Below are 23924 nucleotides of genomic sequence, written 5' to 3' on the forward strand. Positions count from 1 at the left end.
GGTGGTCAGGCTCCCTCGGATATGTGGCGGTGGCGCTCGCCGGGCCGCTCGCCCGGCCGCCGGAACGGTATGACGGGCCGGTGGTGGACGGTGGTCAGATCGCTCTCGGTCACCCCGAGCGAGGCCAGGCTCACCCAGGGCCTGACCTTGCCGGCCGTACGCGAGGGCTTCGATGAGTCATTCATGACGTGGCCTCTCGTCGAGTGGATCGGTGGAGCCGTGCGGGCCGTGCGCGTGGGGGATGCCGATGGGGTCGGGGGAGCCGGAGGAGTGCGGGGAGTCGGACGGAACGACGGGGTCCGGCGCGGTCGCGCCGCGCGCCCCCCGCAGCCGTAGCACGAGCAGCGAGGAGAACAGCCAGCGCCGCATCGCGCCCAGATGGGCCGGGGAGCCGTGCACGTCGTCGAAGACCTTGAAGCGGACGTCCCCCGGCGACCGGCGCAGCAGCGCCTGCTCGCGGGCCGGGATGATCTCGTCCCGGCTGCTGACCACGTACCGGACGGGGATGCGCACCCGGCGCAGCTCCTGCGGAGTGAGGGCGAACTCCGGGAGCAGGGCGCGCAGTTCGTCGAGGGAGTCGGCGCCGGTGAGGCGGCGCAGCGTGTCCGCCGTGATGCCCGGCACCCGCGGCCACCACGCCTCGTCGGCGAAGAAGTCGGCCACCGGGGCGCCCACCGTGAGGATGCGCGTGATGCGGGAGTCCTGCGCGGCGGCCCGCAGGGCGAGGTGGCCGCTGAAGCTGAGCGCGAGCAGGGAGGTGTCGGTCACCTTCGCCCGGCCGGCGAGCCGGTCCAGCAGGAAGTTGACCATCAGCCAGGAGTCGGGCTGGTACCGGAGGGTGTTCTCGCCGACACCCGGCAGCTCGGTGACGACGGTCGCGAAGCCCAGCTTGCGCAGCTTCGGCAGCAGCGGAGCCCACTGCTCCTTGACGCTCACGATGCCGCCCATGACGATCAGCAGCGGTCGCGGGCGCTGCTCGTCGAGCCCGGACGCCCAGGCGGCGAACGAGCCGTAGGGGGTCGTGAACTCAAGCCGCTCGATGCCCTGTTGGGTCTGACGCCAGCGGTCGAAGGAGTCCACGCACAGCTGCTGCGCGAGGATGCGGTCGTCGTCGGCGTGGTAGGGGAAGCGGGCGAGCGCGTAGTGCCGGCAGGCGTCCAGCAGGTCGCCGCGCGCCGCGGCGACCTTGCCCTCCGTCGTCCACACGGCGGCCCAGGACGCGGGGTCGCCCACGGTGTCGTTGGCGATGCGGTCCAGGACCTCGGCGGCGTGCCCGGGCGCCATGCCCTGGCCGCGGGCGTGCAGTCGGGCGAACTCCTTGAGTTCTTCGAGATGTTGCATGTCCGACCCTCCGGTCAGTGGATGGCGCCGTCGGGGCGCCGCTTTCCGTAGCCGAAGGCCCGGTCCACCGCGATGTGCGTGGTCCAGCCGAGCCCCGCCAGGAGCAGCGTCCGCGACGCCGTGAGGACGCCTCCCGCGAGGAGGGCCCCGGCCAGCCGCGGGTCGTGCAGGGTGTTGTAGAGGGGGACCATGTCCGGCGGGAGGTGGCGCGGGGCCACCGGCGGTGTCTTTCCCGTGTGGAAGAACGCGAAGTCGGGGGCGATGAGCGAGGTCCAGAAAGTCGGGCTCAGGGCGCCGCCGAGCGCGAGAGCCGTGCCGAAGGAGGCGGCGCCCGTGACCGCGCTCAGCGTCCGGCCCGCGGTGCTGCGCCAGGTCCAGAGGTCGACGGGAGCGGGCGTGCCCGGGGTGGCGGCGGCCGGTTCGTGCGCGGCCGAGCGGGGAGCGGGTGACAGCACCCGGAGATCGGCTTTCATGCGGCGTCTCCTCTAGCGTCGAGCAATGTGAGCCGTGCGCTGTGCGCCCAGTGTTCTGCGGGTTGCTTGCGGCCTGGTTGTACGGGCTTGTGGGGACTTGTGCAGGTGAGGGGTGGCCGGACCCGTAGGCCGACCACCCCTCATCTGTCACCCGGACCGGTCTGTCACCAGGACCGATCCGTCCTCACCACCGGTCGGTCACCACGACCGGTCCGTCATCACCGCCTGTCTCACCACCCGTCCGTCACGAAACGTTTCAGCACCTGTCTCGCCACCTGTCTCACCATGTCTCCGTCACCACCACTCGTCCTGCTCGGACTCCTGCTGCTCGTCCTCGCCGAGCACCTCGGTGAGTGCGTCGACGATGCTCGAGTCGAGGGCCGTGCCGGCCGCCGTGTCCGCCGTACCGCCGAAGCCCGCGTCACCCACGGCCACGCTGACGACGTAGGTGTCGGAGAGCTCGTAGGTACGGAACGTCCACTCGCCGTCCGAGCCCGGTTCGCCGTTGGGCCGCAGTACGTCGGTGGGCGTGCCGTCGGAACGGAAGCCGAAGTCGGTGAAGCGGAACTGCATGCCGAGCCCGATCGCCTTGCTGTACGCCTCCTTGAGCGTCCAGAGCCGGACCAGCGCCGGATCGCGCTCCTTCTCCGGCATGGCCTCGATCTCCTCCACCTCGTGCGGTGTGCACATGTGGCGGCCGAGGCCGGGACCGTAGAGCTTGCGGTCGGCCCGCTCGGCGTCCACCCCGATCACCCCGCCGGTGGCCAGTCCCACCAGGAGCAGTTCATCGGTGTGGCTGAGGCTGATGTGCACGCCGTCGTACCCGCGCAGATAGGGCCGCCCGGTGTGGGTGTAGCCCAACTCCACGGACTGCGGCGGCACATGGAGCGCCGCGGCGGCCGCGAACTTCAGCAGGACCCGCGACGAGGCGAACCTGGTCCGCACATCGGGGTGCGTCAACTCCAGGAAACGCTCCCAGTCGCGGCCCAGCAGGGCACGCAGGCGTGGCCCTCCCGCCCGTTCGGGACGCCAGTCGTCCAGGCGGGCGTAGAGGATCGCGGTCGCATGCCGGTCCAGGTCAGCGCGGACTGTGCTCCAGTCCCCGCCGGGTCCCGTGATCACGATCGGCTCCCCGAGCGTCCGGGCCGGGGACTTGCGCCCTGGAGCCGTCATCAAAGGCCTCCATGGTGTGGTGGAGATCGGTGAGCAGATCGGCCGCGATCCCGCCGTCGATCACCCTGTGGTCGAAAGTGAGGCCGAGCCGCATGACGGGAGCGGCGGCTATGGAGCCGTCCGCGCGGACCACGGCCCGCTGGACGATCCGCCCCGCGCACAGCGTGACGGCGGTGCCGCCCGCCGAGTGGAACCCGTCGACCGCGCTGTGGCCGAGGGAACTGACAGAGACGCTGCCGAAGATGCCCGGCCGCGTGCGCGGATCGCGCAGCGCCGCGCCGAACGCCGTACGGGCGAGGGGCAGCGGCAGCCGCCCCAGCATCCGTACGCCCTTGAACTCGGGCAGTTCCGCGGCGTCCTGCCCCCGGTAGCGGTCGACCTGCTGCTGGATCTCGCGCAGCCCGGCCTTCTCCAGGTTCGGCACCAGTGCGGACAGCACGGTGCGCTCGCCCTCGACACGGCGGTCCAGGGCCAGCTTCGCGGTCACCTCACGGAACCGCACGATCTTGGGTGCGCGCAGCCGCCCCGGCCAGCCCGGGGACATCACCGCGTTCGCCTCGGGATGCCGGTCCAGGGCTCGGCCGGCCGCGTGCAGCAGATAGGTCACGTAGGAGTAGCGCAGGCCGCGGTCACGGGCCGCGGCCCGGTGCTCCTGAATCCGCGTCATGTCGATGTCGGTGTCGAGGTGCACCGGGCGCTGGCCGGCCGCCCACTCCAGGAAGAACAGGGTGTGCCGGCGACGTCGCTCGATGACGGTGCTTGCCCCGTGGACCGCGGCCCTGCTCACGCCGGCACCGCCAGGTCGTAGATCCCCTTCAGACTCCTGGCCTCCAGGACCTTGCCGACGGGGACGCTGTGTCCGGTGGCCACCTCCAGGGCGGTGACCAGCTTGAGGAGGTAGAGGGAGTCCCAGTTGGGCAGTTCGTCGAAGTCCGCCGCCACCTGCTCGGCTTCCAGAGGCATTCCGATCTCTTCGCGAATCAGCAGGATGAAGTCGTCGAGGGTGAAGGTGCTCGTGCCGCTGCTCATATCTTCTCCAGGGCGAAACCGGCCTTGATCCATTTGCTTGACTCCACGGCGACCGCCAGGGCCTTCTCGCCGGCGGCCATCTGTTCGAGGAGCTTCTCTATCTGCAGGAAGGGCAGGGCGTTGCCGTTGTTGCCGGTGTCGGCGACGCAGGACACCTCGCGGGCACCGGGCACGTCCAGTTCCTCGGTGATGCGGCGCGTCATCCGGCCCGACAGCTGGGGCGGCAGCAGGAAGTCCAGGTCCTCGGGGTCCCAGTCGAGTTCGCCGAGGAGCTCCCAGAGGATCTCCGTGGCCATCACGGGGACGCCCTCCTCGATGGCCTTGTAGTCCTCGGTCAGCGCCTGCCGGTCGTCGTAGCGGTCGGCGAGACCGAACCACTCGATGACCTGGCCGGCCTTGCGGCCCAGGCCCGTGAACCGGTTGAGCACGTGCCGCACCGCGACGCGCTGCCCGGCCGGCTCGGAGGTGAGTACGGCGGCGCCCGCACCGTCCCCGAAGAGCACGAAGTTGACCAGGTCGCTGGGGGCGGACTTGGACAGGTCGCGCTTGACGTCGAGGTGCTTGCTGCACACGTCGCCGCCGATGACCAGACCGGTGCGGTACTGCCCGGAGGCGATCATCGTCTGGGCGAGGCTGAGCGCCTGCACGGCGCCCGCGCAGCCCGACTGGAGCTGGAAGGTGGGCACCTGGTCGAGACCGAGCTGGTCGGCCACGTTGTTGACGGTGGCCGGCATCAGCGTGTCGGGCGTCGCCGTGCCGAGCACGATGAAGTCGATGTCGGAGGCGTCCACGCCGTCCGCCGCGAGCGCCTTCTCGGCGGCCCGGGCACACAGGTCGGCCAGCGACCAGCGGACCTCGCCGGTCGCCAGGTCGCGCGCGAAGTGCCGGGTCTTGGTGCCGATGAAGACCTCGATCCACTCCTCGTTGACGCCGAGCATCTTGGAGAGCTGGGCGTTGTCCACCGGATCGCCGGGCAGGGCGGTGCCTATGGACGCGATATACGCGGTCGGGGCTGTCTGTTCCTGGGTCATGCCGTCCTCTCTTCCTGGCCGGGGGCTTCGTGGCCGTGGGCGGCGGCGCCTATCTCGTTCAGGAAGCCGACGAGCTCTCCCACGGTGGAGAGCCTCGGCAGCAGGTCCTGGACGGTCATTTCGCCGAGCCCGGTGAGCCGTTCCTCAAGGCGGTTCTTGAGCTCCATGACCATCACCGAGTCGAACCCGAGATCCTCGTAGAGCCGCAGATCGGGGGTGAGTTCGTCCGGTGCGTAGCCGCCGACCTTGCCGACGACCTCGTACGCGGCCCGTGCCACCGGGCCCTCGGGCCTGCCATGCCCCACGGAGAGCACGGCGACGGCGGAGGCCGCCGGTTCGGACTGCGCGGACTCCGGCTCCGGAGCGGACACCACCGACTGGAGCGCCGGCTCCACGCGGCCGCCCCGCGCCTCGCCGAGCGCCGGGGTGCGCGCCGCCCAGTAGCGGTGCTTGTCGGAGAAGGCGTACGGGGCGAGCTGCTGCGGCACCCGGTCCTTCTCCTCGTACACCGCGTCCCAGTCCGGCACGGCACCACCGCGGTACAGCTCGGCGAGTGCGTCGCCCAGCTCACGGCCGGCCGCGTCCTCGCCGGGCACCGGGTGGACGTGCACGGGACCGGCGGCGGTGCGCGCACCGCCGAGGGTGCGCACCATGCCGGAGAGCACGGGGCGCGGGCCGATCTCCACGACGTGCGTCGCGCCGTCGTCGAGCAGGGCGATCGTGGCGTCGGCGAACAGCACCGTCGCGCCGATGTGCTCCACCCAGTAGGCGGCGTCCATCGCCTCGCCCGCCTCCTGGTCGAGCAGCCGGCCGCGCACCGTCGAGTACACCGGGACCTGCGGCACGGTGCCGCCGACCTCCTCGGCGACGGCCGCGAACCGCTCCAGCATCGGCTCCATGAGAGGGGAGTGGAAGGCGTGCGAGACCTGGAGCCTGCGCGTCTTCAGCCCCCGCTCCGTCAGCTCGCCCTCGATGCGCTCCAGGGCGGCCAGATCACCGGAGAGGACCGTCGCCAGCGGACCGTTGACCGCGGCGATGCCCACCAGCGGCTCCTCGGCCACCCGCGCCTCAAGAGACTCGCGCGCGGCCCGCACGGACAACATGCCGCCGCCCTCGGGGAGTTCCTGCATCAGCGCGCCCCGGGCCGCGATCAGCCGGGCCGCGCCGTCCAGCGGCAGCGCGCCCGCGAGGACGGCAGCCGCGTACTCGCCGACGCTGTGACCCAGCAGCACGTCCGGCCGTACGCCCAGTTCGGCGAGGGTGCGCCCGAGGGCGTACTCGACGGCGAACAGGGCGGGTTGCGTCCACCGGGTCAGATGGACGTCCGCGTCCCCGCCGAGAACGAGGTCGCGCACGGATCTGCCCGTGTGCGGCAGCAGCGCCGCGTCGGCCTCGTCGAGGAAGCCGCGGTACAGCGCCGAGTCCCGGTACAGCCCCGCCGTCATCGCCGGGTACTGCGAGCCCTGCCCGGTGTACAGGAACGCGGTGCGCGGGCGGCCCGTGGGCGCCGCGGTGAGCCGCGCGAGCAGGTCCGGGTCGTCGGCGGCGCTCCGCAGCCGGGTCACGAGCTCGGCCGTGTCCGAGGCGGAGACCGCGAACCGGTAGCGGTGCCCGGCCTTCACATGGTTGCTGTTCCAGGCCAGCGACCCCACCGGCACCCGGCGTCGCTCGGCCGCGTCCGCCTGGGCCAGCAGGTTGCGCTGCAGGGCCGGTACGGCGGGTGCGGTGAGCGTGAAGACGGCGGCGCCGATGCCGCCGGCGGTGGCGGACGGGCGCGCCTTGGGGCGGGCCGCGGCCGGGGGTGCGCTCTCCAGGACGGCGTGCGCGTTCGTGCCGCCCATGCCGAAGCTGCTGAGTCCGGCGACGACGCCTTCCGCGGGCAGCTTGAGCGGCGCCTTCAGGAGCCGTATGCCGTGCTCGCGCATCTTCAGGCTCGGGTTCTCCTTGGCCGCGAACCTGCTCGCGGGCACCACCCGGTTGTGCAGCGACAGCGCCACCTTGATCAGGCCCGCGATGCCCGCGGCACCCTCGGTGTGCCCGAGGTTGCCCTTCACCGAGCCGAGCGCCAGCGGCTTGCCGGAGCGCCCCGCGTGGTGGTGGCCCAGCGCCCTGACCTCCATCATGTCGCCGAGCGCGGTGCCGGTGCCGTGTCCCTCGGTGAAGGTGACGTCGGACGGTTCGACGCCGGCCCTGCGGTAGGCGGAGGCCAGCACCTCCTGCTGTGCCCACCGGTTGGGCGCGGTGATGCCGTTGCTGCGCCCGTCCTGGTTGACGGCGGTGCCGCGGATCACCGCGTACACCCGCTGGCCGTCCGCGACGGCGTCCTTCAGCCGGCGCAGTACGACGACGCCGACGCCCTCGCCGCGACCGATGCCGTTGGCCTCGGAACTGAACGGCTTGCAGCGGCCGTCGGGAGCCGACAGGCCCGCCTGCGTGTAGAAGATCGACAGAGCCGGGGTGAGTGCGACGTTGACGCCCCCCGCGAGCGCGACGTCGCACTCCTCGGACAGCAGGGCGTTCGCCGCCAGGTGCACGGCGACCAGCGAGGACGAGCAGGCCGTGTCGACAGCGAGGGAGGGCCCCTTGAGGTCGAGGTGGTACGAGATCCGGTTGGCCGTCATGCAGTAGCCGTTGCCGGAGCCGATCTGCGCCGTGACGTTGTCGTAGTCCGTCAGGTGCAGCTGGGCCCACTCGTTGCCCATGATGCCGACGAAGACACCGGCGCCGGAGCCGGCCAGCTGCTGCGGGGCGATACCGGCGTCCTCGACGGCCCGCCAGGCGCTCTGCAGCAGCAGCCGCTGCTGCGGGTCCATGGCCGCGGCCTCGCGCGGCGAGATGGTGAAGAACTCGTTGTCGAAGGCGTCGGGGTCGTTGACGAAGCCGCCCTCGGTGGTGTTCGTACGTCCAGGTGCACCGCCTGCCGCGTGGAACTCCTTGGCGTCCCACCGCAGCCGGGGCACCTCCCCCACACCGTCTCCGGAACGCATCAGCAGGTCCCAGTAGGCGCCCGTGTCGGGCGCCCCCGGGAACCTGCAGTCGATGCCGACGATGGCGATCGGTTCCATCAGTGCGCGCCGCCTTCCACAGCGGCGAACTGCTCCATCAGGTGGTCGGCCAGCGCCTGCACCGTCGGGTAGTCCCAGGCGGCCGTGGGCTCGAGGACGAAGTCGAAGTCCTCCTCGATGTCGCCGCACAGGCTGAAGGCGGCCACGGAGTCGAGTCCGTACTCGGCCAGTGGAACGACCGGGTCGATCTCGGCGGGCTGCCGCTTCAAGTACAGGGCGATGCGGTCGGCCAGCCACAGGGTGAGCGACTCACGGGTGTGTCCGGTGGTCGATGCAGGCATGGTGCACTCCTCGGCGAGGGTAGGCCGGCGGTGACGCCGGCGGTGAGATCGGTGATGAGGTCGGCAGTGCGTTGCTGGTGACGGCGGTGGTGCACCGCCGGCCGGTCAGCCGGCCAGCGGTGTGGCGTACAGGTCGAAGCTCCTGCGCTCGCGGTACCTGCGCAGCACTTCCTCGTGCACCCCGGCGTCGACGGACGCCGGGAGATCCGGGGGCTGCTGGCCCAGGCGCCGGGCCAGCCGGTGCAGTACGGCGGCCAGCCAGCCGGGGTCGGCGAGGAACGGGTCGTCGCCGCCGCGGGCCTGCTGCCAGACGCCGATCACGGACGCGGCGGCCAGGAGCACCGCGTAACGGTCCGCGAGGGCGAACGTGCCGGGGCTCGCGAGAGCGGTGCGGTTCTCCGGTGCCAGCGCCAGCGACGCCTCCTGGAGCTGGCGCAGCTCGTCCATCATCTTCAGGGCCACGCTGTGCACCGCGCGCTCCACCGGGGAGGAGCTGGGCAGTTCGTCGACCGAGGCGACCAGGGACGCGCTCAGGCTGTCCCGCCCGCTGGCCAGCGTGAGCCGGTCGAAGGGGATGCCGGGCAGGTCCTCGCGCAGCCGGAACAGCGACCCCGGGGCCGGGTCCGCGTTGAACCAGGAACGCCGGGCGAGCCGGGCGAGCTGCGGGATGATCGTGGCCTGGCAGGCGGCGGACCCGGCGTGGCCGAGGCTGAGCACCGGCAGGTCCCTGATGTGCTTCTGGAAGATGCCGAACTCGCCCTCGCGGACGTAGAAGCGGGCTCCCAGCACGATCGACAGATCGTGCATGGTCTCCGTGAGCATCTTCGGCACCAGGTACTTGGTGGCCGCGGCGTAGACGCTCGTCTCCTCCGGCAGCAGATGCACGGCGCGCGTCGCGGCGAGCGAGAGACTGTCGCCGATCAGCAGGTCGAGGAAGGCACCGGACAGGGTCGCCCGGGCGTGCGGGATGTCCATCACGGACTTGCGGTACAGCTCGCGGCCGAGCGCGAACGACACCACCGTCCGCAGACTGGTGTCGGCCGCCCCGAGCGCCATGCCGGGCACCGCGCTGCGGGTGATCTGGAAGGCCCGCAGGGCGAGTTCGACGCCCTGGCCGGTGTCGCCGACGAGCGCGTCCGCGGGCACCGGGGTGTCCTCGAAGTGCAGCCCCGACAGGTGGCAGCCACGCACTCCGGCCGCGCCGTAGCGGGGCAGGACCGAGTAGGTGTCGGCGTCGAGACCGGCCCGCTCGGCGAGGACCACCGAGTGGCTGCGGGCGCCGGGCGCCGCGCTGGTGCGGCTGAACAGCACCCAGGCGGCGGCCCGGTCGGCGTTGTTGATGACCTGCTTCTCGCCGTTGAGCAGATAGCCGCCGCCCGGCGCGGGACGCGCCTCGAACTCGTTGCGCACGAAGTCGTTGCCGTGCGCCAGCTCGTGGTACGCGACCGAGACCTTGCCGCCGTCGAGCATGATGCGGGCGAGCCGCTGCTTCTGCTCGGCGGAGCCGGAGGTCCACACGTTGACGCCCGCCATGAACGACGTCACGCCGTAACCGAGGCCCAGGGCGACGTCCCGGCGGAACACCTGGCGCATCACCCGCACCAGGGTGTCGATCCGGTCCAGCCTGCCGCCGTTCTCGCGCGGCACGAAGTCGGCGTTGAGCACCACGTCGTCGAGGATGCTCTCGCCGGCCGCGGACATCTCGCCGGCCTCGTCGGCCTTCAGCAGCTGGGCGTACGAGACGTCGTTGTCGTCGGAATTCGGGTCGCCGAGCCGCTTCTCCAACTCGGCGACGCGTGCGGCGACCTGTGCCTCCTGGTCGGTGGTGGGGGCTCCATATGCCCCCTGGGGCAGGGAACCGGTCAGCATGACGTCCTCTCGTTCTTCTCGTTCTCGCCGGCCGCGGTGGCGGCCTGCTCGGGGGCGGGCGTGGCCGCTTCGCGCTGTTCGAGCAGCGAGAACAGCCGGCCTTCGGCCCGCGCGGCCCGCACCTCGGCGAGCAGCGCCTCGTAGGTCTCGGGCTCGGAGCCGTCGGCGCCTTCCGTGCCGTTCGTGGTCTCCGCCGCGCCGAGGCGCACCAGGATCCGGTCGAGTGCGGCGCGCAGCCACAGCCCGTCCTGCCACAGCGCCGCGGTGGCGCCGTCGGCCAGCCGGTCCGCGTTCGCGGTCCACAGACCGAGGCAGGCGGCTCCGGCGTAACAGAGCGTGTAGCGCCGAGCCGTCTCGAAGGCCGCCGTCGGTACGTCCGCGAGGACGTCCTGGTGGGTCTCCATCTCGGCGTGCACCTTGTCGGTGACGGCGAGCAGCCGCTGCGCGGCCGAGTGCACCGGTCCCAGCTCCGGCCGGGACTCGGCCCGGCGGGCCAGCTCCTCGACGGAGGCGGGCAGTGAGGCGAGGACACCGCTGCCGCGCCGCGCGACGACGGACAGCTTGCCCGGGTCGAGAGGCGGAAGGGGCAGTCCCAGGTCGTAGGCGGCACTCGCGCCCGCCGTGTCGCCGTTGCCGCGTCGGTAGCCGCGCACCAGCGAACGGAACTGGTTCACCAGGGAGTTGAGGTTCACCAGCGTGTTGCCGTCGAACAGGCCCACGATGCGGTGGTCCCGCTCCAGCTTCTGGAACCGCCCCTGTGCGTGCACGTCCTTGAGGAACGCGCGGGCGCCGAGCAGCCGGGTCAGCTCCGTGAGCACGCCCTCGGTGCCGGAGGGCAGCAGGTACTTGGTGACCGCGGCGGTCAGGCTCATCTCCGCGGTCTGGGTGTGCACGGCGCGCGAGGCGTACAGCCCGAGCGCCTCGTGCAGCAGCAGGTCGGCGGCGGCCGTGCCCAGGGACCGGCGGGCCTTCGGCAGGTCGATCAGCCGCCGCCCGTACAGCTCCCGCTGCTCGGCGAACTCCAGGGCGATGCGCAGCCCGTGGTCGCCCGCGCCCAGCGAGAGCGCGGCACACAGGGTGCGGGTCAGCTGGAGGGCCTTGATGACGGTCTCGATGCCGCCGCCCTCCGTGCCGACCAGCGCCTGCCGAGGCACCCGCGCCCCCTCGAAGGCGATCCCCGAGATGTCGGCGCCCCGGATGCCGTGGGTGTGCACCTTGGGCAGGTGCCGGTACGTTTCCTCACCCAGCTCCCGCTTGTCGACCATGAGGACGCTGAAGCCGCGCGGGCCGCCCGCCGGGTCGGTACGGGTGAGCAGGGCCAGGATGCTGCCCCGGGTCGCGTTGTTGATGAGCCACTTCTCGCCGCTCACCAGCCAGCCGCCGCCGGGCAGTCCGGGTGCCGTCTCGCCCTGCACCTCACCGGCGAGCAGGTCGCTGCCGTGCGCCCGCTCGGTCAGGCCGAGGGAGACCGGGACGCCGGCCCTGATGTCGGCGCCGAGCCGCTCGGCCTGCTCCGCGCCGCCCGCCACCCAGACGCAGACGCCGCCCAGGTAGGTCTTGCCGTGGCCGATCGCGGTGGTCAGGTCGCGCCGGGCGACGACCCGCATGAGCTGGAGTATCTGCTCGTAGTTGTCGAGCCGTCCGCCGTGCTGGACCGGCACGTAGTAGTCGGAAAGGCCCCACTCCTGAAGACGGTGGCAGATGTCCGCGGGGAACTCCTCCTTGTCGTCGAGTTCGACGCTGCGTGCGTAGGAGAAGGTCACCTGCGGGTCGTTCGGGTCCCCGAGGAAGGCTTCCAGCTCCCCGGCCAGTCGATACGGCGGATGCTCCATGTCAGACCACCGAATCCAGCGGGCGCTCGATGGCGTCGGCGACGAGCTCGCGCACGGCGGGCTCCAGGACCTCGTACAGCGGGGTGATCTGGCCCTTGAGGAACAGCTGCTTCATCAGGGTCCGCTGGATCTTGCCGCTGGTGGTCTTGCGGATCGTGCCGGGGCGCACCAGGAGCACATTGCCCGCGGGAATGTTGAACTCCCGCCCGATGAAGCTCTGTACGGAGGTGGCCAGGGTGCGCAGATCGGTGCTGACGGAACTGGCGCGCACCTCCTGGATGACGATCAGGTGCTCGCGGTCGGTCTCCACCGCGAAGACCGCGCCCGCGCCGACGCCGAGCGCCTTGTCGGTGCCCTGCACGGCCCGCTCGATGTCCTGCGGGTAGAGGTTGCGGCCCGCGATGATGACCAGTTCCTTGAGCCGGCCCGTCACGTACAGCTGGCCGTCCTCCCACACGCCGAGGTCGCCGGTGCGCAGCCAGCCGCCCCCGTCGTCGCCGCCCTTGCCGTCGGCGATGGCCGCGTCGAAGATCTCCTTGTTGGTCAGCGGCCGCTTCCAGTAGCCGGAGGCGACGCTCTCGCCCTTGACCCAGATCTCCCCGACGGAGCCCTCGGGCTGCTCCAGGAAGGTCTCCCCGTCGACGATCCGTACGTCGAAGTCGTCCGAGCGCACGACGCCGCTGCTGACGAGGGTGCGGCTGGCCGCGTCCTCGCGCGGGTCGGCGAGCCTGCCCGCCTCCAGGGACTCGGAGTCGACGGCGAGGACGACGGGACGGGAGTTGAGCGGGGTGCCGGAGACCAGGAGCGTCGTCTCGGCCATGCCGTAGCAGGGGAAGAAGGCCTCGGGCTTGAAGCCGGCGGGCTCGAAGCGCTTGGTGAAGGCGCGGATGGTCTCGGCCCTGACAGGCTCGGCGCCGTTGCACGCGGCCTGCCAGCTGGACAGGTCCAGGGTGGCGAGCTGGTCGTCGGTGACACGGCGCAGGCAGAGGTCGTAGGCGAAGTTGGGGCCGCCGCCGATGGTGACCTTGTAGTCGCCGATCATCTGCAGCCAGCGGTGCGGCCGCTTCAGGAACGACACCGGCGAGATCAGCGCGGCCGAACCGCCGAGGAACAGCGGCTGCAGGATGTGCCCGATGAGACCCATGTCGTGGTAGAAGGGCAGCCAACCGCCGTAGCGCGTGTCGGAGTTGGAGCCGACCGAGTGCTGGATGGCCAGCTCGTTGGCGAGCAGGTTCTTGTGCGAGACCATGACGCCCTTGGGGTCACTGGTCGAGCCCGAGGTGTACTGCAGGAACGCCAGGTCCTCCGGGGTGATCGACGGCGCGGTCCACGCACCCGGGTCGCCGTAGTCGGCGCCGTCGGTGGCCAGGCACCGCACGTCGTTCATGTTCTCGGCGGTCAGCCAGGCGGATATCTCCGGCGCGTTGGTGGAGTCGGTGAGGACCGAGTGCGCCTCCGCGTCCCGCAGGATGCCGGAGACACGGGTGAAGTGGTTGCCGTGCTCGGTGGGCAGCGGCGCGGGTACGGCGACGGCACCCGCGTACAGGCAGCCGACGAAGGCCTTGATGAACTCCAGGCCCGACGGGTACAGCAGCAGGACCTGGCGTCCGGCGGCTCCGGTCTCCTGGAGCCAGGAGCCGATCCGCCGGGCGTCCTCGTCGAGTTGGCTGTACGTCAGATTCTGCGGGGCCGAGCTCTTGGCGTCGTCCGGCAGGAAGATGAAGGCGTCCTTGGGGCCGAGCGCGTCGGTGCGCGCCAGAACCAGTTCGGTAAACGTGCGGAAGGCTGTCAACGTCGTTCCCTGACCTCTCCACGATCCGCTGGCGTTGCGCCGCCGGCGAGGACTGTTCTCGGACACGGCGATGCTCCGTCGGGGTGCTAAGGCGACACTTGTGCGATGTGTTGGTGTACTGGGGCGGACGCCGGGCGCCGGATAGCGTGAGTGCGGAAGATCCGGGAGACGGTCCGAAGGGGCCGCGAAAGGAGCGCAGCAGAGTGCGCCGCATTGCGTCCGACGTGTTCATCTCCGCCGAGCCCGAGAAAGTGTGGGCCGTCCTCACCGACTTCGAGCGGTTCGAGGAATGGAACCCGTTCCTCGTGGAGGCGTCCGGCGTCGCGGCGCCCGGGAACCGGCTGTCGTTGCGCTTCCGACTGCCGTCCAGCGGGCGCGAGATGGTCTTCAAGCCAACTGTGCTGCTGACCGAGCGACCCCAACTGCTGCGCTGGCGCGGCCGGTTCGGCGTCCCCTACATCTTCGACGGGCTGCACAGCTTCGAGCTGACGGCGCGGGACGGCGGCACGCATGTCCTGCAGAGCGAGGTGTTCACCGGGGTGCTCGTGCCGTTCACCAAGTCGATCATCGCGCAGAGCGAGCACGGCTTCGGCCGGCTGACCGAGGCGCTGAAGCAGCGGGTGGAGTCGGGCGTCTGACCGCTGGGCCTGGAGTGCCCGGAGTGCTCGGGTACTCCAGGCGCTCCAGGCCCAGCGGCTGTTCAGGCCCAGCGGGTGTTCCGGGCACACGAAGAAGCCTGCCGCCCGCCCCTGGGGGACGTAGGGCGGGCGGCAGGCTGGTTCGGGGGTGTGCCAAGTGCGGTGCGCGTCAGGGCTCAGACGAACGCCAGCTCCAGCGTGATGTGCTCCGGCACGTCCGGCACCCCGGCGCCGAGCGTGTGCTGGAACTCCGCCCCGCCGTCCTCGCTCTCGCTGATGGTGTCGAAGCCGAGCGAGGGGAAGAGGTCGCGGACCCGGTGGTTCTTCGCGGTGGGCCGGTAGCTGCCGAATATGGAGGTCCCCCCGTGGTCCCTGGCGTGCGTCAGGAGCGAGGCCAGGGCGGCCTGTTCGATGCCCCGCGAGAAGACCCGGCAGCTCAGCAGCATGTTGTCGATGTAGTAGTCGAGGCGGCCGTCGCCGACCTCCTTCCGTGCGAACACCACCCCGACCAGACCGTTGTCCCCGAACCGGTCACGGGTGCGCACGGCGAGCACCAGCTGGTTGTCCGCCTCGCGGTACTGCTGCACGTCGGCCTGCTGCATCCGCCGGGTGGTGAGGTTGAACTGGTTGGTGCGCAGGGTGATCTGGGCGATCCGGGCCACCTCGTGGTCACGTGCCGGAGAGATGTCCACGCGTACGTCGAGGGCCCGCAGGTACTCCTCCATGGACCCGGCGCTCTCCTCCAGGTCCTGCCGGCCGGCCTCGGAGCGGTACTGGCCGGCGCGCAGCCGGTCCTCCGCGGTCAGCTCGCGCACGTCGAACCAGCCGTCGGCCAGCAGCCGGTCCACGTGCAGCGCGGGCTCCTCGTCGAGGCGGACCACGGCGACCTCGGGCAGGCTCGACGCCACGAGACCGCACTCGAAGGGCGAGTCGTCGGCGAAGACGAAACTGTCCACGCCGAGGTTGAGCTTGGCGGCGATGTCGCGCAGATTGCCGTCCTTGGGATCCCAGTTGGCGTTGACCCGGGTGAAGTCCTCCTCGCGCAGGACCATGTCCGGGTGGTCGCGCAGCACACCGATGACCGGGTCCCGGTCGTTCTTGCTGCACACGGCGAGCAGCACGCCCTGGGCGCCGATCTGCTTGACGGCGCGCTGGAACTTGCCGAAGGCCTCCCCGCGGTACGTCGAGGCGGCGGCGATGCCGTCCGGGCCGTCGTCGCCCAGGATGCCGTCCCACAGGGTGTTGTCGAGGTCGACGACGAGGACCTTCTTGGCCCGCCCGCGCAGGGTCCTGGCCAGGTGGCCGATCTCGCGCGCGTACCGGCCGAGCAGTTCCTCGCCGAGGTGCACCTTGGCGTACGCGGCGAGCCTGCTGTCGCGCACCGGGCCGCTCTCGGCGATCAGCGGGTCGAGGTCGACGACGTGCAGCCGCGGCTGGTCGGCGGCGAGGCGCAGCAGCCCGGTGTTGAACTCCCGCCAGTGCACGGAGAGTTCGGTGCGCGAGCGGTGGTCGACGAGCTGGTGGGCGTGGCTGTTGAGCAGCGGCAGCGTGTTCAGGACAAGAGTGCCCGAGCCGTGCTCCGCGTAGCGCGCCACCAGAGTGGTGATCAGCGCCAGCTTGGCGTCCAGCGCCTTGGCGAGATCCGACACCCCCCAGGGCAGCGGGAGTTCGTCGAAGACGATCTGCGCGTCCAGCACACACAGGGCCAGTTCGGCGTCGGCCGCGTACAGCGGGCTGCCGGTGTCCTGGAGGTCGCGCAGCCAGGAGTCGTACTCGGCCTCGGCGGCGCGCAGCGGAATCCCGTGCCGGGCGAACTGTGCGGTCAGCGCCGGGATCAGGGCGTCCAGCATGCCGTGCCCGGCGATCGCGACGGTGGCCGGCGCGACCTGGGGGTGCAGCTTCTGCACGCTCTCCGGCGCGACGCGCGAGAGGAGCCGGCCGGCGCGGGCCAGCGCGGCGAAGTCGGCTTCGGATGTGACGAGTTCGGCGAGAAGTTCGGAGACCGTCGGATATTCGGCGGCGATCCGGTCTTCTCCGTGCAGGGCGCGCAGCCTGTCGAGCGGCCCTGTCTTCTCCGGTACGGAGTGCGCTGGTGCGGATGTCCCCACTGCTGTGCTCACGGCGGTTGGCCTCTCTGCGGGACCTGACGGGTGCCGCCGACCATCACCGGATGGCCTAAAGACGTGCTTGCGCGGCGCGCGTCGGACCCGGGGCGCAAGCACGTCTTTAGGCCGCGCCCGGAGCATCGGAGCCGACCATGACCCCTTCGGAAAGGCAGCAGTGACGATGACAACAGCGCTGACCGCACAGGTGTGCGTGGTCGGAGGGGGTCCGGCGGGGCTCACGCTGGCCGTGGAACTGGCCAAGCGTTCCGTTTCGGTCGTGGTCGTGGAGCAGAGCTCCCACTTCGACCGGTCGTTCCGCGGCGAGTCGGTCTCGCCGGATTCGGTGTGGCTGCTCGACCGGCTCGGCGTCCTCGGACGGCTCGAGGGCGCCTACCAACAGATGCACCGCATGGAGATCGTGGACTCCGGCAGCACCGTGCTGCGCGCCGACTTCACCAAGTTCCCCTATCCGCACCCGTACCCGGTGGAGATGCCCCAGCCGGCACTGCTGTCCGCGCTGGCCGGGATCGGCGAGGAGTACCCCGAGTACTTCACGCTGCTGCGCCCGGCCACGGCGATCGGGCTGATCCGGGAGGGCGACGGGCCGGTGACCGGCGTACGGGCACGGACGCCGGACGGCGAGGTCGTGGTGAACGCGGCTCTCACGGTCGCGGGCGACGGCCGGTTCAGCAAGGTGCGGGAGATGTCGGGCATCCCGTACACGAAGGTGCCGCTGGAGCGAGACGTGGTCTGGCTGAAGCTGCCGTTCCCGAAGGAGTGGGACGACCGCACCTACCGCATCCGGATCGAGGGCGACCAGCACGGCCTGTTCATCCCGACCCGCCCCGACAGTGTGCGGGTCGGCTTCAACATTCCCAAGGGCGGTCTCAAGGAGCTGCGCGCGCAGGGTCTGACCGCCCTGTACGAGCGCCTGGACCGGCTCGCCCCCGAGCTGTCCGGCGCCGTGCGCGAGGAGATACGCGCCTGGTCGGACACGTCGATGCTGGACATCTTCACCGCGCTGGTGCCGCGCTGGTCGGCGCCGGGCGTCCAGCTGATCGGGGACGCGGCGCACACCCTGACGCCGATCCTCGGCCAGGGCGTCAACCACGCCATCATCGACGCGGTGACGCTGGCTCCGATGGTGCAGGACGCGATGGCGGAGGGCGGCGGCACCCAGGCGCTGCTGCGGGCCGGTGAGCGGTTCCAGAAGGCGCGGGAGGAGTCGGTCAGCAAGTCGCGCGGACTGCAGCTGCGTCAGGAGCAGCTGTTCGCCCTGCACGGGGCGGGCGGGGTGTTCCGCCGCTCCCTGTACCGGGTGGTCAACCAGAGTCAGGCGCTGAAGCAGCGGGTCCTGGCCGGCGCGTACTTCCAACTGCAGGCGCGGGGCCCGCAGGTGGTCAAGGCGCAGGGGGAGACGACCCGGGTCTGAGAGACCCCGTGTCACATCCCCTGGGTGTGACACCGGCTCTGACGGCCCGGCGGACCTTTGAGGGAGGGTCCGCCGGGCAGCTTCGTCCGGGCGCCGGCGCAAGGTCCTGGAGGCGAACGGACGACAGCGCGAGGCCCTGGCCCGTACATCCGGGCCAGGGCCTTCGCAGTGTCGCGGTGCCTGCTTCGCGGGCTACCAGGTGACGGGGAGCCGGGTCAGACCGTGCACCATCATTCCGGTGGTCATCCGCAGTTCGCTCACGTCCTCGGCGAGCCGCAGCGCGGGGAAGCGCCGCAGCAACGACCCGATGACGATCTGCAGTTCGGCCCGGGCGAGCGCGGAGCCGATGCAGAAGTGCGGGCCGTGCCCGAACGCCATGTGCCCGGTCGCCGAGGGGCGGGCGGGGTCGAACGTGCCCGTCGCACCCTCGGTGAAGTGGTCGGGGTCCTGGTTGGCGGAGCAGATCGCCGCGAGGACCGCGCTGCCCTTGGGTATCAGCCTCCCGCCGAGCTCCACGTCCTCCAGGGTGATCCGCAGCGGGCCGCCGTCACCGATGGGGTTGATCCGCAGCAGCTCCTCCACCGCGTGGTCGAGGTGCTCCGGGTGCTCGCGCAGCGCCGCCAGGTGCTCCGGGTGGCGCAGCAGCGTGAGGACACACGTGCCGATCATGCTGACGGTCGTCTCGTGCCCGGCCACGAGCAACGTGATGATCATGGTGATCAGCTCGTGCTCGGACAGCTTGCCGTCCTCGTCCCGGGCCGAGACGAGCGCGCCGACCAGGTCGTCGGTGGGCTCCTCGCGCTTGCGCTGCACCAGCGCGCTCAGGTACTCGATCATGGAGGAGCGCTGGGCCGCCGTCTCCTCGGGCGTGTGCGAGGTCAGCGAGACGAACGCGTCGGACCAGCCGCGGAAGCGGTCGCGGTCCTCGAAGGGGACGCCGAGCAGCTCGCAGATCACCATCACCGGGAGCGGGAAGGCGAGTTCGGTGTTGAGGTCCACCGGCGGCGACTGCCGCTCCATCGCGTCGAGCAGCCCGTCGGTGAGCTCCTGGATGCGCGGGCGCAGGTTCTGCACGCGGCGTGCGGTGAACTCCCGCGAGACCAGCTTGCGCAGCCGGGTGTGCTCGGGCGGGTCCATGGTGAACAGGCCGCCCGCCAGCGGGGGAGTGCTGGAGAGCTGGGGGGCGCCGGGCTCCGTGGTGGCGGCCCGGCTGAACCGCCCGTCCGACAGGACGGTGCGTACGTCGTCGTACCGGGTGACCACGTACCCCTCGTCGCCGCTGGGCAGTTTGACGTGGGCGACCGGGCAGCTCTGCCGCAACTCCTCGTAGACGGGCGGCATCTGAACGGCTGAGGGCCGGTGGAAGGGGTAGTTCAGGGTCTCGGGTATGGCCTCGGGCTCGGTCGCTCCAACGTCCATCTGGGTGCCTCCGAAGACGGGGTCGAATTGGAAGGGTGAAGCAGCGGACCGGGGGCTGGTGTCCAGCACGGATCCGCGAGAACCGGAGGATCCTCGCAACGCCCCCTTGTACCCCGGAAAAGCCGCTGCTCAGGCGGCAGTTCGCTGCCAGCCCTCGCGGCTGCGCAGGCCGTAGCCCATGGCCCGGTCGAGGGCGATGTGGGTCAGCCACATCAGGCCGAGAGTGAACGGCGCGGCGTTCGCCTCGGGCTTCCCTCCGGTGACCACGGTGCTGAGCACCATCCACACCACCGGTGTGATCGGGCGGTGCATCAGGTTGTACGCCGGGACGGCGCGCTTGGGCAGCCGGCCCGGCTGGGTCCACTCGGACTTCGCGATGAAGAAGGTCAGGTCCGGTGCGATGAGGCCGAGTACGGCGAGCGGGATCACCCACCCCCCGTGCTTGACCGCCTCGAACACCGACCAGACCAGCAGGAAGGCGCCGAGCACCCCCCACGCGGCACGGACGGGCGCCGACGTCGACGTCCTGGTGGGGCCCTGGGGGGTGCGCGGGGAAGTGTGCTGCGCCATGGGTCTCTCCTCGCTGGTACGTGTGGGGGTACCGCGGCGCGAACGCGGTACGCGGTCGGCTCAGCGTGCACCCGGCCGCTGAAGGCACGCCAAAGCGCACGCCAAAGCCCGCCGCGATCACCCCGGTTGAAGGAACCCTTCCGGTTCCGTTCAACAATCCCCCGATATCGGACGGCATATTCCAGAGGCACAGGCTCCGCTTTGGCCGCGCACAAGCCCTCGCGCGCATGCTGCTGCGTGCATCGCAACCATCACGCGAGGAGACCTCATGAAGACCGACTCGGCTCCCGAGCGGGGCGTCGCCGCCGCGGGGGCGTCCGCAGATGCCGCCGCCGCCCAGCCGGACCCCCGGCGCTGGTGGGTGCTCGGCGTCATCTCACTTGCCCAGTTCGTCATCGCCATCGACTCGTCCGTGGTCAACGTGATGGGCCCCCGGCTGAAGGACGCCATCGGCCTGTCGACGACGGGCCTCCAGTGGGTCATGAACATCTACGTCCTCCTCTTCGGAGGACTCCTGCTGCTCGGCGGCCGGCTCGCCGACGTCATCGGTCGCCGCGTGGTGTTCCTGGCCGGCCTGACCCTGTTCACGCTGGCCTCGCTGGGCGCCGGCCTCGCCGATTCCGAGAGTGCGCTGCTCACCGCGCGCGCACTGCAGGGCATCGGCGCCGCGGCTCTCTCGCCCGCCTCCCTCTCCATCCTGGTGACGGTGTTCCCCGACGCCAAGGAGCGGGCCAAGGCGTTCGGCGTGTGGGGCGCGGTCATCGGGATCGGCGCCAGCGTCGGCACCATCATGGGCGGCGCCATCGTCAACGCCGACTGGCGCTGGGCGTTCTGGATCAACGTGCCCGTCGGCCTGATCGTCGGCGCCGCCGCGGTCGCGCTCATCAAGCTCCCCAAGCCGTCCGGCGAGCGCCCGCCCAAGGACCTCGCCGGAGCGGTCACGGCCACCGGCGGTCTGCTGCTTCTCGTCTACGGCATCGTGACCAGCAACGACAACGGCTGGTCGGACTGGCGCACGCTCGGCTCCCTCGGTGTCGCCGTCGCCCTGCTCATCGCGTTCGTCGTGGTGGAGGGCCGCAGCGCCGCTCCGCTCGTCCCGCTGCGTCTGTTCCGCTCCCGCTCGGTGGTCGCGGGCAGCCTCGGCGAGTTCCTCACGGCCGCCCTGATGATGCCGATCTTCTTCCTGCTTCCGCTGTGGATGCAGGGCGTGCTCGACTACAGCCCGCTGCAGACCGGTCTGGCGTACCTGCCGGTGAGCATCGCGCTGATGACACTGGCCCCGCTCGCCTCGGAGCTGATCGGCAAGACCGGCCCGCGGAACATGTATCTCGCCGGTACGGTCGCGCTGGCCGGCTGCGTCGTCATGCTGACGCGGATGCCCGTGCACAGCGGCTACTGGAGCTTCCTGCTTCCGGTCACCGCCCTGTTCGGTGTGGGTCTCGTGTTCTGCCTCATCCCGACCCCCGTGGTGGGTACGTCCGAGGCGACCGACGAGGACGCGGGCACGACCTCCGCGCTGCTCAACGCCTCGACGCAGATCGGTGCCGCGTTCGGTATCGCCATCGCCGTCACGGTGCTCAACAACCGCATGGCGTCGCAGGCCGCGCACGGCGCGACCCCGCACGTCGCCCTGGTGCACGGTCTCCAGGCCGCGTTCACCGTCCTGCTCGTCTTCCTGGCCCTGTCCATGCTCACCGGCATCTTCGGCTTCCGCCGCGGAACGACCGCCCCGGCCGGCGCCGAGGACGGCGCCGCCGAGACCCCGGTCGCCAGGTCGGCCGAGCACGCCGTCGCCGCCGAGCCGGCCACGGCGGCCCGGTCGGAGCGCATCGCCTGACCGCAGCACCACCGCACCGCACCGCACCGGCCCGCCACCCGAAACCCCCGGGTGGCGGGCCAACGCGCTGCTCGCAGCTTGTTCTTCGTGGCTCACACGGCCTGGTCGGCACAGAAGTGAAGCCGCCCCGGCCGGCAGTGCGGCTGAGGCGGCTTGGTGTGCGGAGTTCGGAGTCCGCGGAGTTCAGACGGCTTGTCGGCGCGTACGGCTCACACGCAGGCGCGCTGTTCGCCGAGGCGGTGGGCGATCGTGTCGGCGATGATGCCGCCGGTGAGCGGTGCGCCGTCCGCCGTCCCGACGGGCCGGGCGAACCGCATCGGCGGCGTCCCGACCATCGACCCCTCCAGCGCCCGGGTGAGCAGAGCCGCCACACCACAGAGCCGGTCGTCGTCCTCGACCGTCGCCGACAGCACGTGCTCCGCGGCGAGTTCGGCGAGGCGCGCGGGCAGCGGAACGATCCAGCCGGGGTCCACGACGGTCACCGAGACACCCTGCGTGGACAGCAGCAGGGCCGCCTCCAGGCACACCGGGGCCATCGCACCGACGGACACGATGAGCACGTCGCGTACCTCGCGTACGTCGCCGCGCGCGGCCGGGCCGCCGTACAGCACGTCGATGCCCCGGTCGTGCGCCACGGCCTCGATGTCGGGGCCGACGAGTCCCTCGGGGAAGCGCAGCACCGTGGGCGCGTCCTCGACGCCGAGCGCAGCGTGCAGCTGGGCACGGAGCCGGGCGCCGTCGCGCGGGGCCGCGCAGCGCAGTCCGGGCACCATCCGCGACAGCGCCGCCGGATCCGCGCCGCCGATCTCGTCCGGCGCCCCCGACCCCGCGAGCGCGAAGGTCACTCCGTACTCCCGCCGCGCCGCGTCCCGCGCGACCTGTTCCAGGGCGTGCCCCAGGAAGCCGTCGTGCGCGGCCACCACCGGGTGCAGCCCGCCGGCCGCCATGCCGGAGGCGCAGGAGGCGGCGTGCGCCTCGGCGTTCCCGAAGTCGAAGACCCGGTCGGGGTACACCTCGCCGAACAGGCCCAGGGGCGCGGGGAGCCGGTCGCAGGCCCGCACCCCGATCACGTACGGCCGTTCCGCGCCGGCCTTGACCATCTCCTCGGCGAAGACCGACGTCCACGACTGCGGCCCGGGACCGTCGGCCTGCACGGCGCGGCCCGGCACGTACGACCGCTCGTCCTCGGCGGCCCGCTCGCGCCCCTGCGTCACACAGCGCACGATCACCGGGCGGGCCGCGCCCTTGGCCGCGCGCAGCGCCGCCTCGACGGCCGCCACGTCACGGCCGTCGACCGGCCCGGACTCCGCCAGGTTCAGCTCAAGGTCCGCCAACAGCCCCTGTGGCGTGAGGAGTTCCCGCATGCCCTGACCCGCGCTGTGCAGCGCGCCGGCGAGCGGTCCGCCGACGACGGGGGTGTGCCGCAGCACGTCCTTGCCCAGGCCGACCAGGCGCCCGTAGCCGTGGGAGCCGAGCCGCCGGGCGGCCCCGCCGGGTGCGGCCCGGCCCGGGGAGCCCTCGTCGTCCAGTACGACGACCACGATCCGCAGCTCCGGAGTGCGGGCCAGCGAGCCGAGGGCCTCCCACGCGCCGCCGGCGGCGAGCGCCCGGCCGTTCACGACGGCGACGACATGGCGGTCGGTGCACCCGCTCAGCCGGTACGCCGTGGCGAGCCCGGCGGCATACGAAAGGACCCGCGCGCAGGGCGGGTCCTGAGGGCGGTCGCTGTCGGGGCCGGTGAGTTCTCTTCGCCCCGTGAGCAGCTCGTGTGGGCGTGTCAGGCTGCTGTCGCCCCACACGAAGGGGTCGCGGGGCCAGTTGAAGACACGGTGCAGGGCGATGCCCAGCTCGACGGCGGCGTCGGACCGTGCGTCCGGATCCCCGGGGCCGGCGGCCATGAACTCCCGGATCTCCGCCGCGAGTCCGGGCAGCTGGCCCGGTTCCAGGGCGCGCATGTCGTGGGGCCCGTACACACCGTCGAGCAGTGGTGTCCTCGGTCGGGGCATTGGCTTCAAGGCGTACCTCCTGCTCGGGCCG

Annotated in this window: 19 protein-coding genes; 3 read left to right on the forward strand and 16 right to left on the reverse strand. The window is 71.6% G+C overall.

The window, feature by feature from the left end; genetic code table 11:
- Positions 1–5 precede the first annotated feature (5 nt).
- The 12 genes from AB5J56_RS28270 to AB5J56_RS28325 all read right to left on the reverse strand — a co-directional run bounded on the left by AB5J56_RS28270 (position 6) and on the right by AB5J56_RS28325 (position 13886).
- Positions 6–185: a hypothetical protein gene (locus AB5J56_RS28270; protein WP_369236289.1), complete on the reverse strand. Its 180-nt coding sequence runs from the start codon at positions 183–185 to the stop codon at positions 6–8.
- Entirely contained in the window at positions 178–1341 is a 1164-nt protein-coding gene (locus AB5J56_RS28275; RefSeq protein WP_369236291.1) for an alpha/beta hydrolase, read from the reverse strand. Before AB5J56_RS28275 ends, AB5J56_RS28270 begins: the two co-directional genes overlap by 8 nt.
- A 14-nt stretch (positions 1342–1355) precedes the next feature.
- Positions 1356–1814, reverse strand: a complete 459-nt coding sequence (locus AB5J56_RS28280; protein WP_369236293.1) for a DUF4260 family protein — start codon at positions 1812–1814, stop codon at positions 1356–1358.
- Between the two features lie 294 nt (positions 1815–2108).
- Positions 2109–2939, reverse strand: a complete 831-nt coding sequence (locus AB5J56_RS28285; RefSeq protein ID WP_369242843.1) for a 4'-phosphopantetheinyl transferase superfamily protein — start codon at positions 2937–2939, stop codon at positions 2109–2111.
- Positions 2893–3774: a 2-oxo acid dehydrogenase subunit E2 gene (locus tag AB5J56_RS28290; RefSeq protein WP_369236295.1), complete on the reverse strand. Its 882-nt coding sequence runs from the start codon at positions 3772–3774 to the stop codon at positions 2893–2895. The genes AB5J56_RS28285 and AB5J56_RS28290 overlap by 47 nt, the downstream gene beginning before the upstream one ends.
- Positions 3771–4016 carry an acyl carrier protein gene (locus tag AB5J56_RS28295; RefSeq protein ID WP_369236297.1) on the reverse strand — a complete coding sequence of 82 codons (246 nt, stop codon included), beginning with the start codon at positions 4014–4016 and terminating at the stop codon, positions 3771–3773. The genes AB5J56_RS28290 and AB5J56_RS28295 overlap by 4 nt, the downstream gene beginning before the upstream one ends.
- Positions 4013–5047 (reverse strand): 3-oxoacyl-ACP synthase III family protein, encoded by a 1035-nt coding sequence (locus tag AB5J56_RS28300; protein ID WP_369236299.1) that lies wholly within the window; start codon positions 5045–5047, stop codon positions 4013–4015. The genes AB5J56_RS28295 and AB5J56_RS28300 overlap by 4 nt, the downstream gene beginning before the upstream one ends.
- Positions 5044–8112 (reverse strand): type I polyketide synthase, encoded by a 3069-nt coding sequence (locus AB5J56_RS28305; RefSeq protein WP_369236301.1) that lies wholly within the window; start codon positions 8110–8112, stop codon positions 5044–5046. The genes AB5J56_RS28300 and AB5J56_RS28305 overlap by 4 nt, the downstream gene beginning before the upstream one ends.
- Positions 8112–8393: an acyl carrier protein gene (locus AB5J56_RS28310; RefSeq protein ID WP_369236303.1), complete on the reverse strand. Its 282-nt coding sequence runs from the start codon at positions 8391–8393 to the stop codon at positions 8112–8114. The genes AB5J56_RS28305 and AB5J56_RS28310 overlap by 1 nt, the downstream gene beginning before the upstream one ends.
- A 105-nt stretch (positions 8394–8498) precedes the next feature.
- Complete coding sequence (locus AB5J56_RS28315) at positions 8499–10262, reverse strand: acyl-CoA dehydrogenase family protein (RefSeq protein WP_369236305.1); 1764 nt, start codon at positions 10260–10262, stop codon at positions 8499–8501.
- The gene (locus tag AB5J56_RS28320; RefSeq protein ID WP_369236307.1) at positions 10256–12094 is read right to left on the reverse strand and encodes an acyl-CoA dehydrogenase family protein; all 1839 of its coding nucleotides are present in this window, start codon (positions 12092–12094) and stop codon (positions 10256–10258) included. The genes AB5J56_RS28315 and AB5J56_RS28320 overlap by 7 nt, the downstream gene beginning before the upstream one ends.
- Position 12095: 1 nt before the next feature.
- The gene (locus tag AB5J56_RS28325; protein WP_369236309.1) at positions 12096–13886 is read right to left on the reverse strand and encodes a fatty acyl-AMP ligase; all 1791 of its coding nucleotides are present in this window, start codon (positions 13884–13886) and stop codon (positions 12096–12098) included.
- A 203-nt stretch (positions 13887–14089) separates the two neighbouring features.
- Here AB5J56_RS28325 and AB5J56_RS28330 point away from each other — a divergent pair, with 203 nt between their 5' ends.
- Entirely contained in the window at positions 14090–14524 is a 435-nt protein-coding gene (locus AB5J56_RS28330) for an SRPBCC family protein (RefSeq protein ID WP_369236311.1), read from the forward strand.
- Positions 14525–14700: 176 nt separating this feature from the next.
- Here AB5J56_RS28330 and AB5J56_RS28335 read toward each other — a convergent pair whose 3' ends face one another.
- Positions 14701–16644: an HAD-IIIC family phosphatase gene (locus AB5J56_RS28335; RefSeq protein ID WP_369236313.1), complete on the reverse strand. Its 1944-nt coding sequence runs from the start codon at positions 16642–16644 to the stop codon at positions 14701–14703.
- Positions 16645–16810: 166 nt separating this feature from the next.
- Here AB5J56_RS28335 and AB5J56_RS28340 point away from each other — a divergent pair, with 166 nt between their 5' ends.
- A complete protein-coding gene (locus AB5J56_RS28340; RefSeq protein WP_369236315.1) occupies positions 16811–18061 on the forward strand; it encodes an FAD-dependent oxidoreductase in 1251 nt (416 codons plus the stop codon).
- Between the two features lie 192 nt (positions 18062–18253).
- On the opposite strand, the gene AB5J56_RS28345 is transcribed toward AB5J56_RS28340, so the two are convergent.
- Positions 18254–19480: a cytochrome P450 gene (locus AB5J56_RS28345; RefSeq protein WP_369236317.1), complete on the reverse strand. Its 1227-nt coding sequence runs from the start codon at positions 19478–19480 to the stop codon at positions 18254–18256.
- A 129-nt stretch (positions 19481–19609) separates the two neighbouring features.
- Positions 19610–20050, reverse strand: a complete 441-nt coding sequence (locus AB5J56_RS28350; protein WP_369236319.1) for a DUF4260 family protein — start codon at positions 20048–20050, stop codon at positions 19610–19612.
- A 268-nt stretch (positions 20051–20318) separates the two neighbouring features.
- On the opposite strand from AB5J56_RS28350, the gene AB5J56_RS28355 reads away from it, so the two are divergent.
- Positions 20319–21887, forward strand: a complete 1569-nt coding sequence (locus tag AB5J56_RS28355) for an MFS transporter (protein ID WP_369236321.1) — start codon at positions 20319–20321, stop codon at positions 21885–21887.
- Between the two features lie 209 nt (positions 21888–22096).
- On the opposite strand, the gene AB5J56_RS28360 is transcribed toward AB5J56_RS28355, so the two are convergent.
- Positions 22097–23893 carry a 1-deoxy-D-xylulose-5-phosphate synthase N-terminal domain-containing protein gene (locus AB5J56_RS28360; RefSeq protein ID WP_369242845.1) on the reverse strand — a complete coding sequence of 599 codons (1797 nt, stop codon included), beginning with the start codon at positions 23891–23893 and terminating at the stop codon, positions 22097–22099.
- Between the last annotated feature and the right edge of the window lie 31 nt (positions 23894–23924).

Origin of the sequence: Streptomyces sp. R21 (assembly GCF_041051975.1) — a bacterium.
GTDB lineage: Bacteria > Actinomycetota > Actinomycetes > Streptomycetales > Streptomycetaceae > Streptomyces.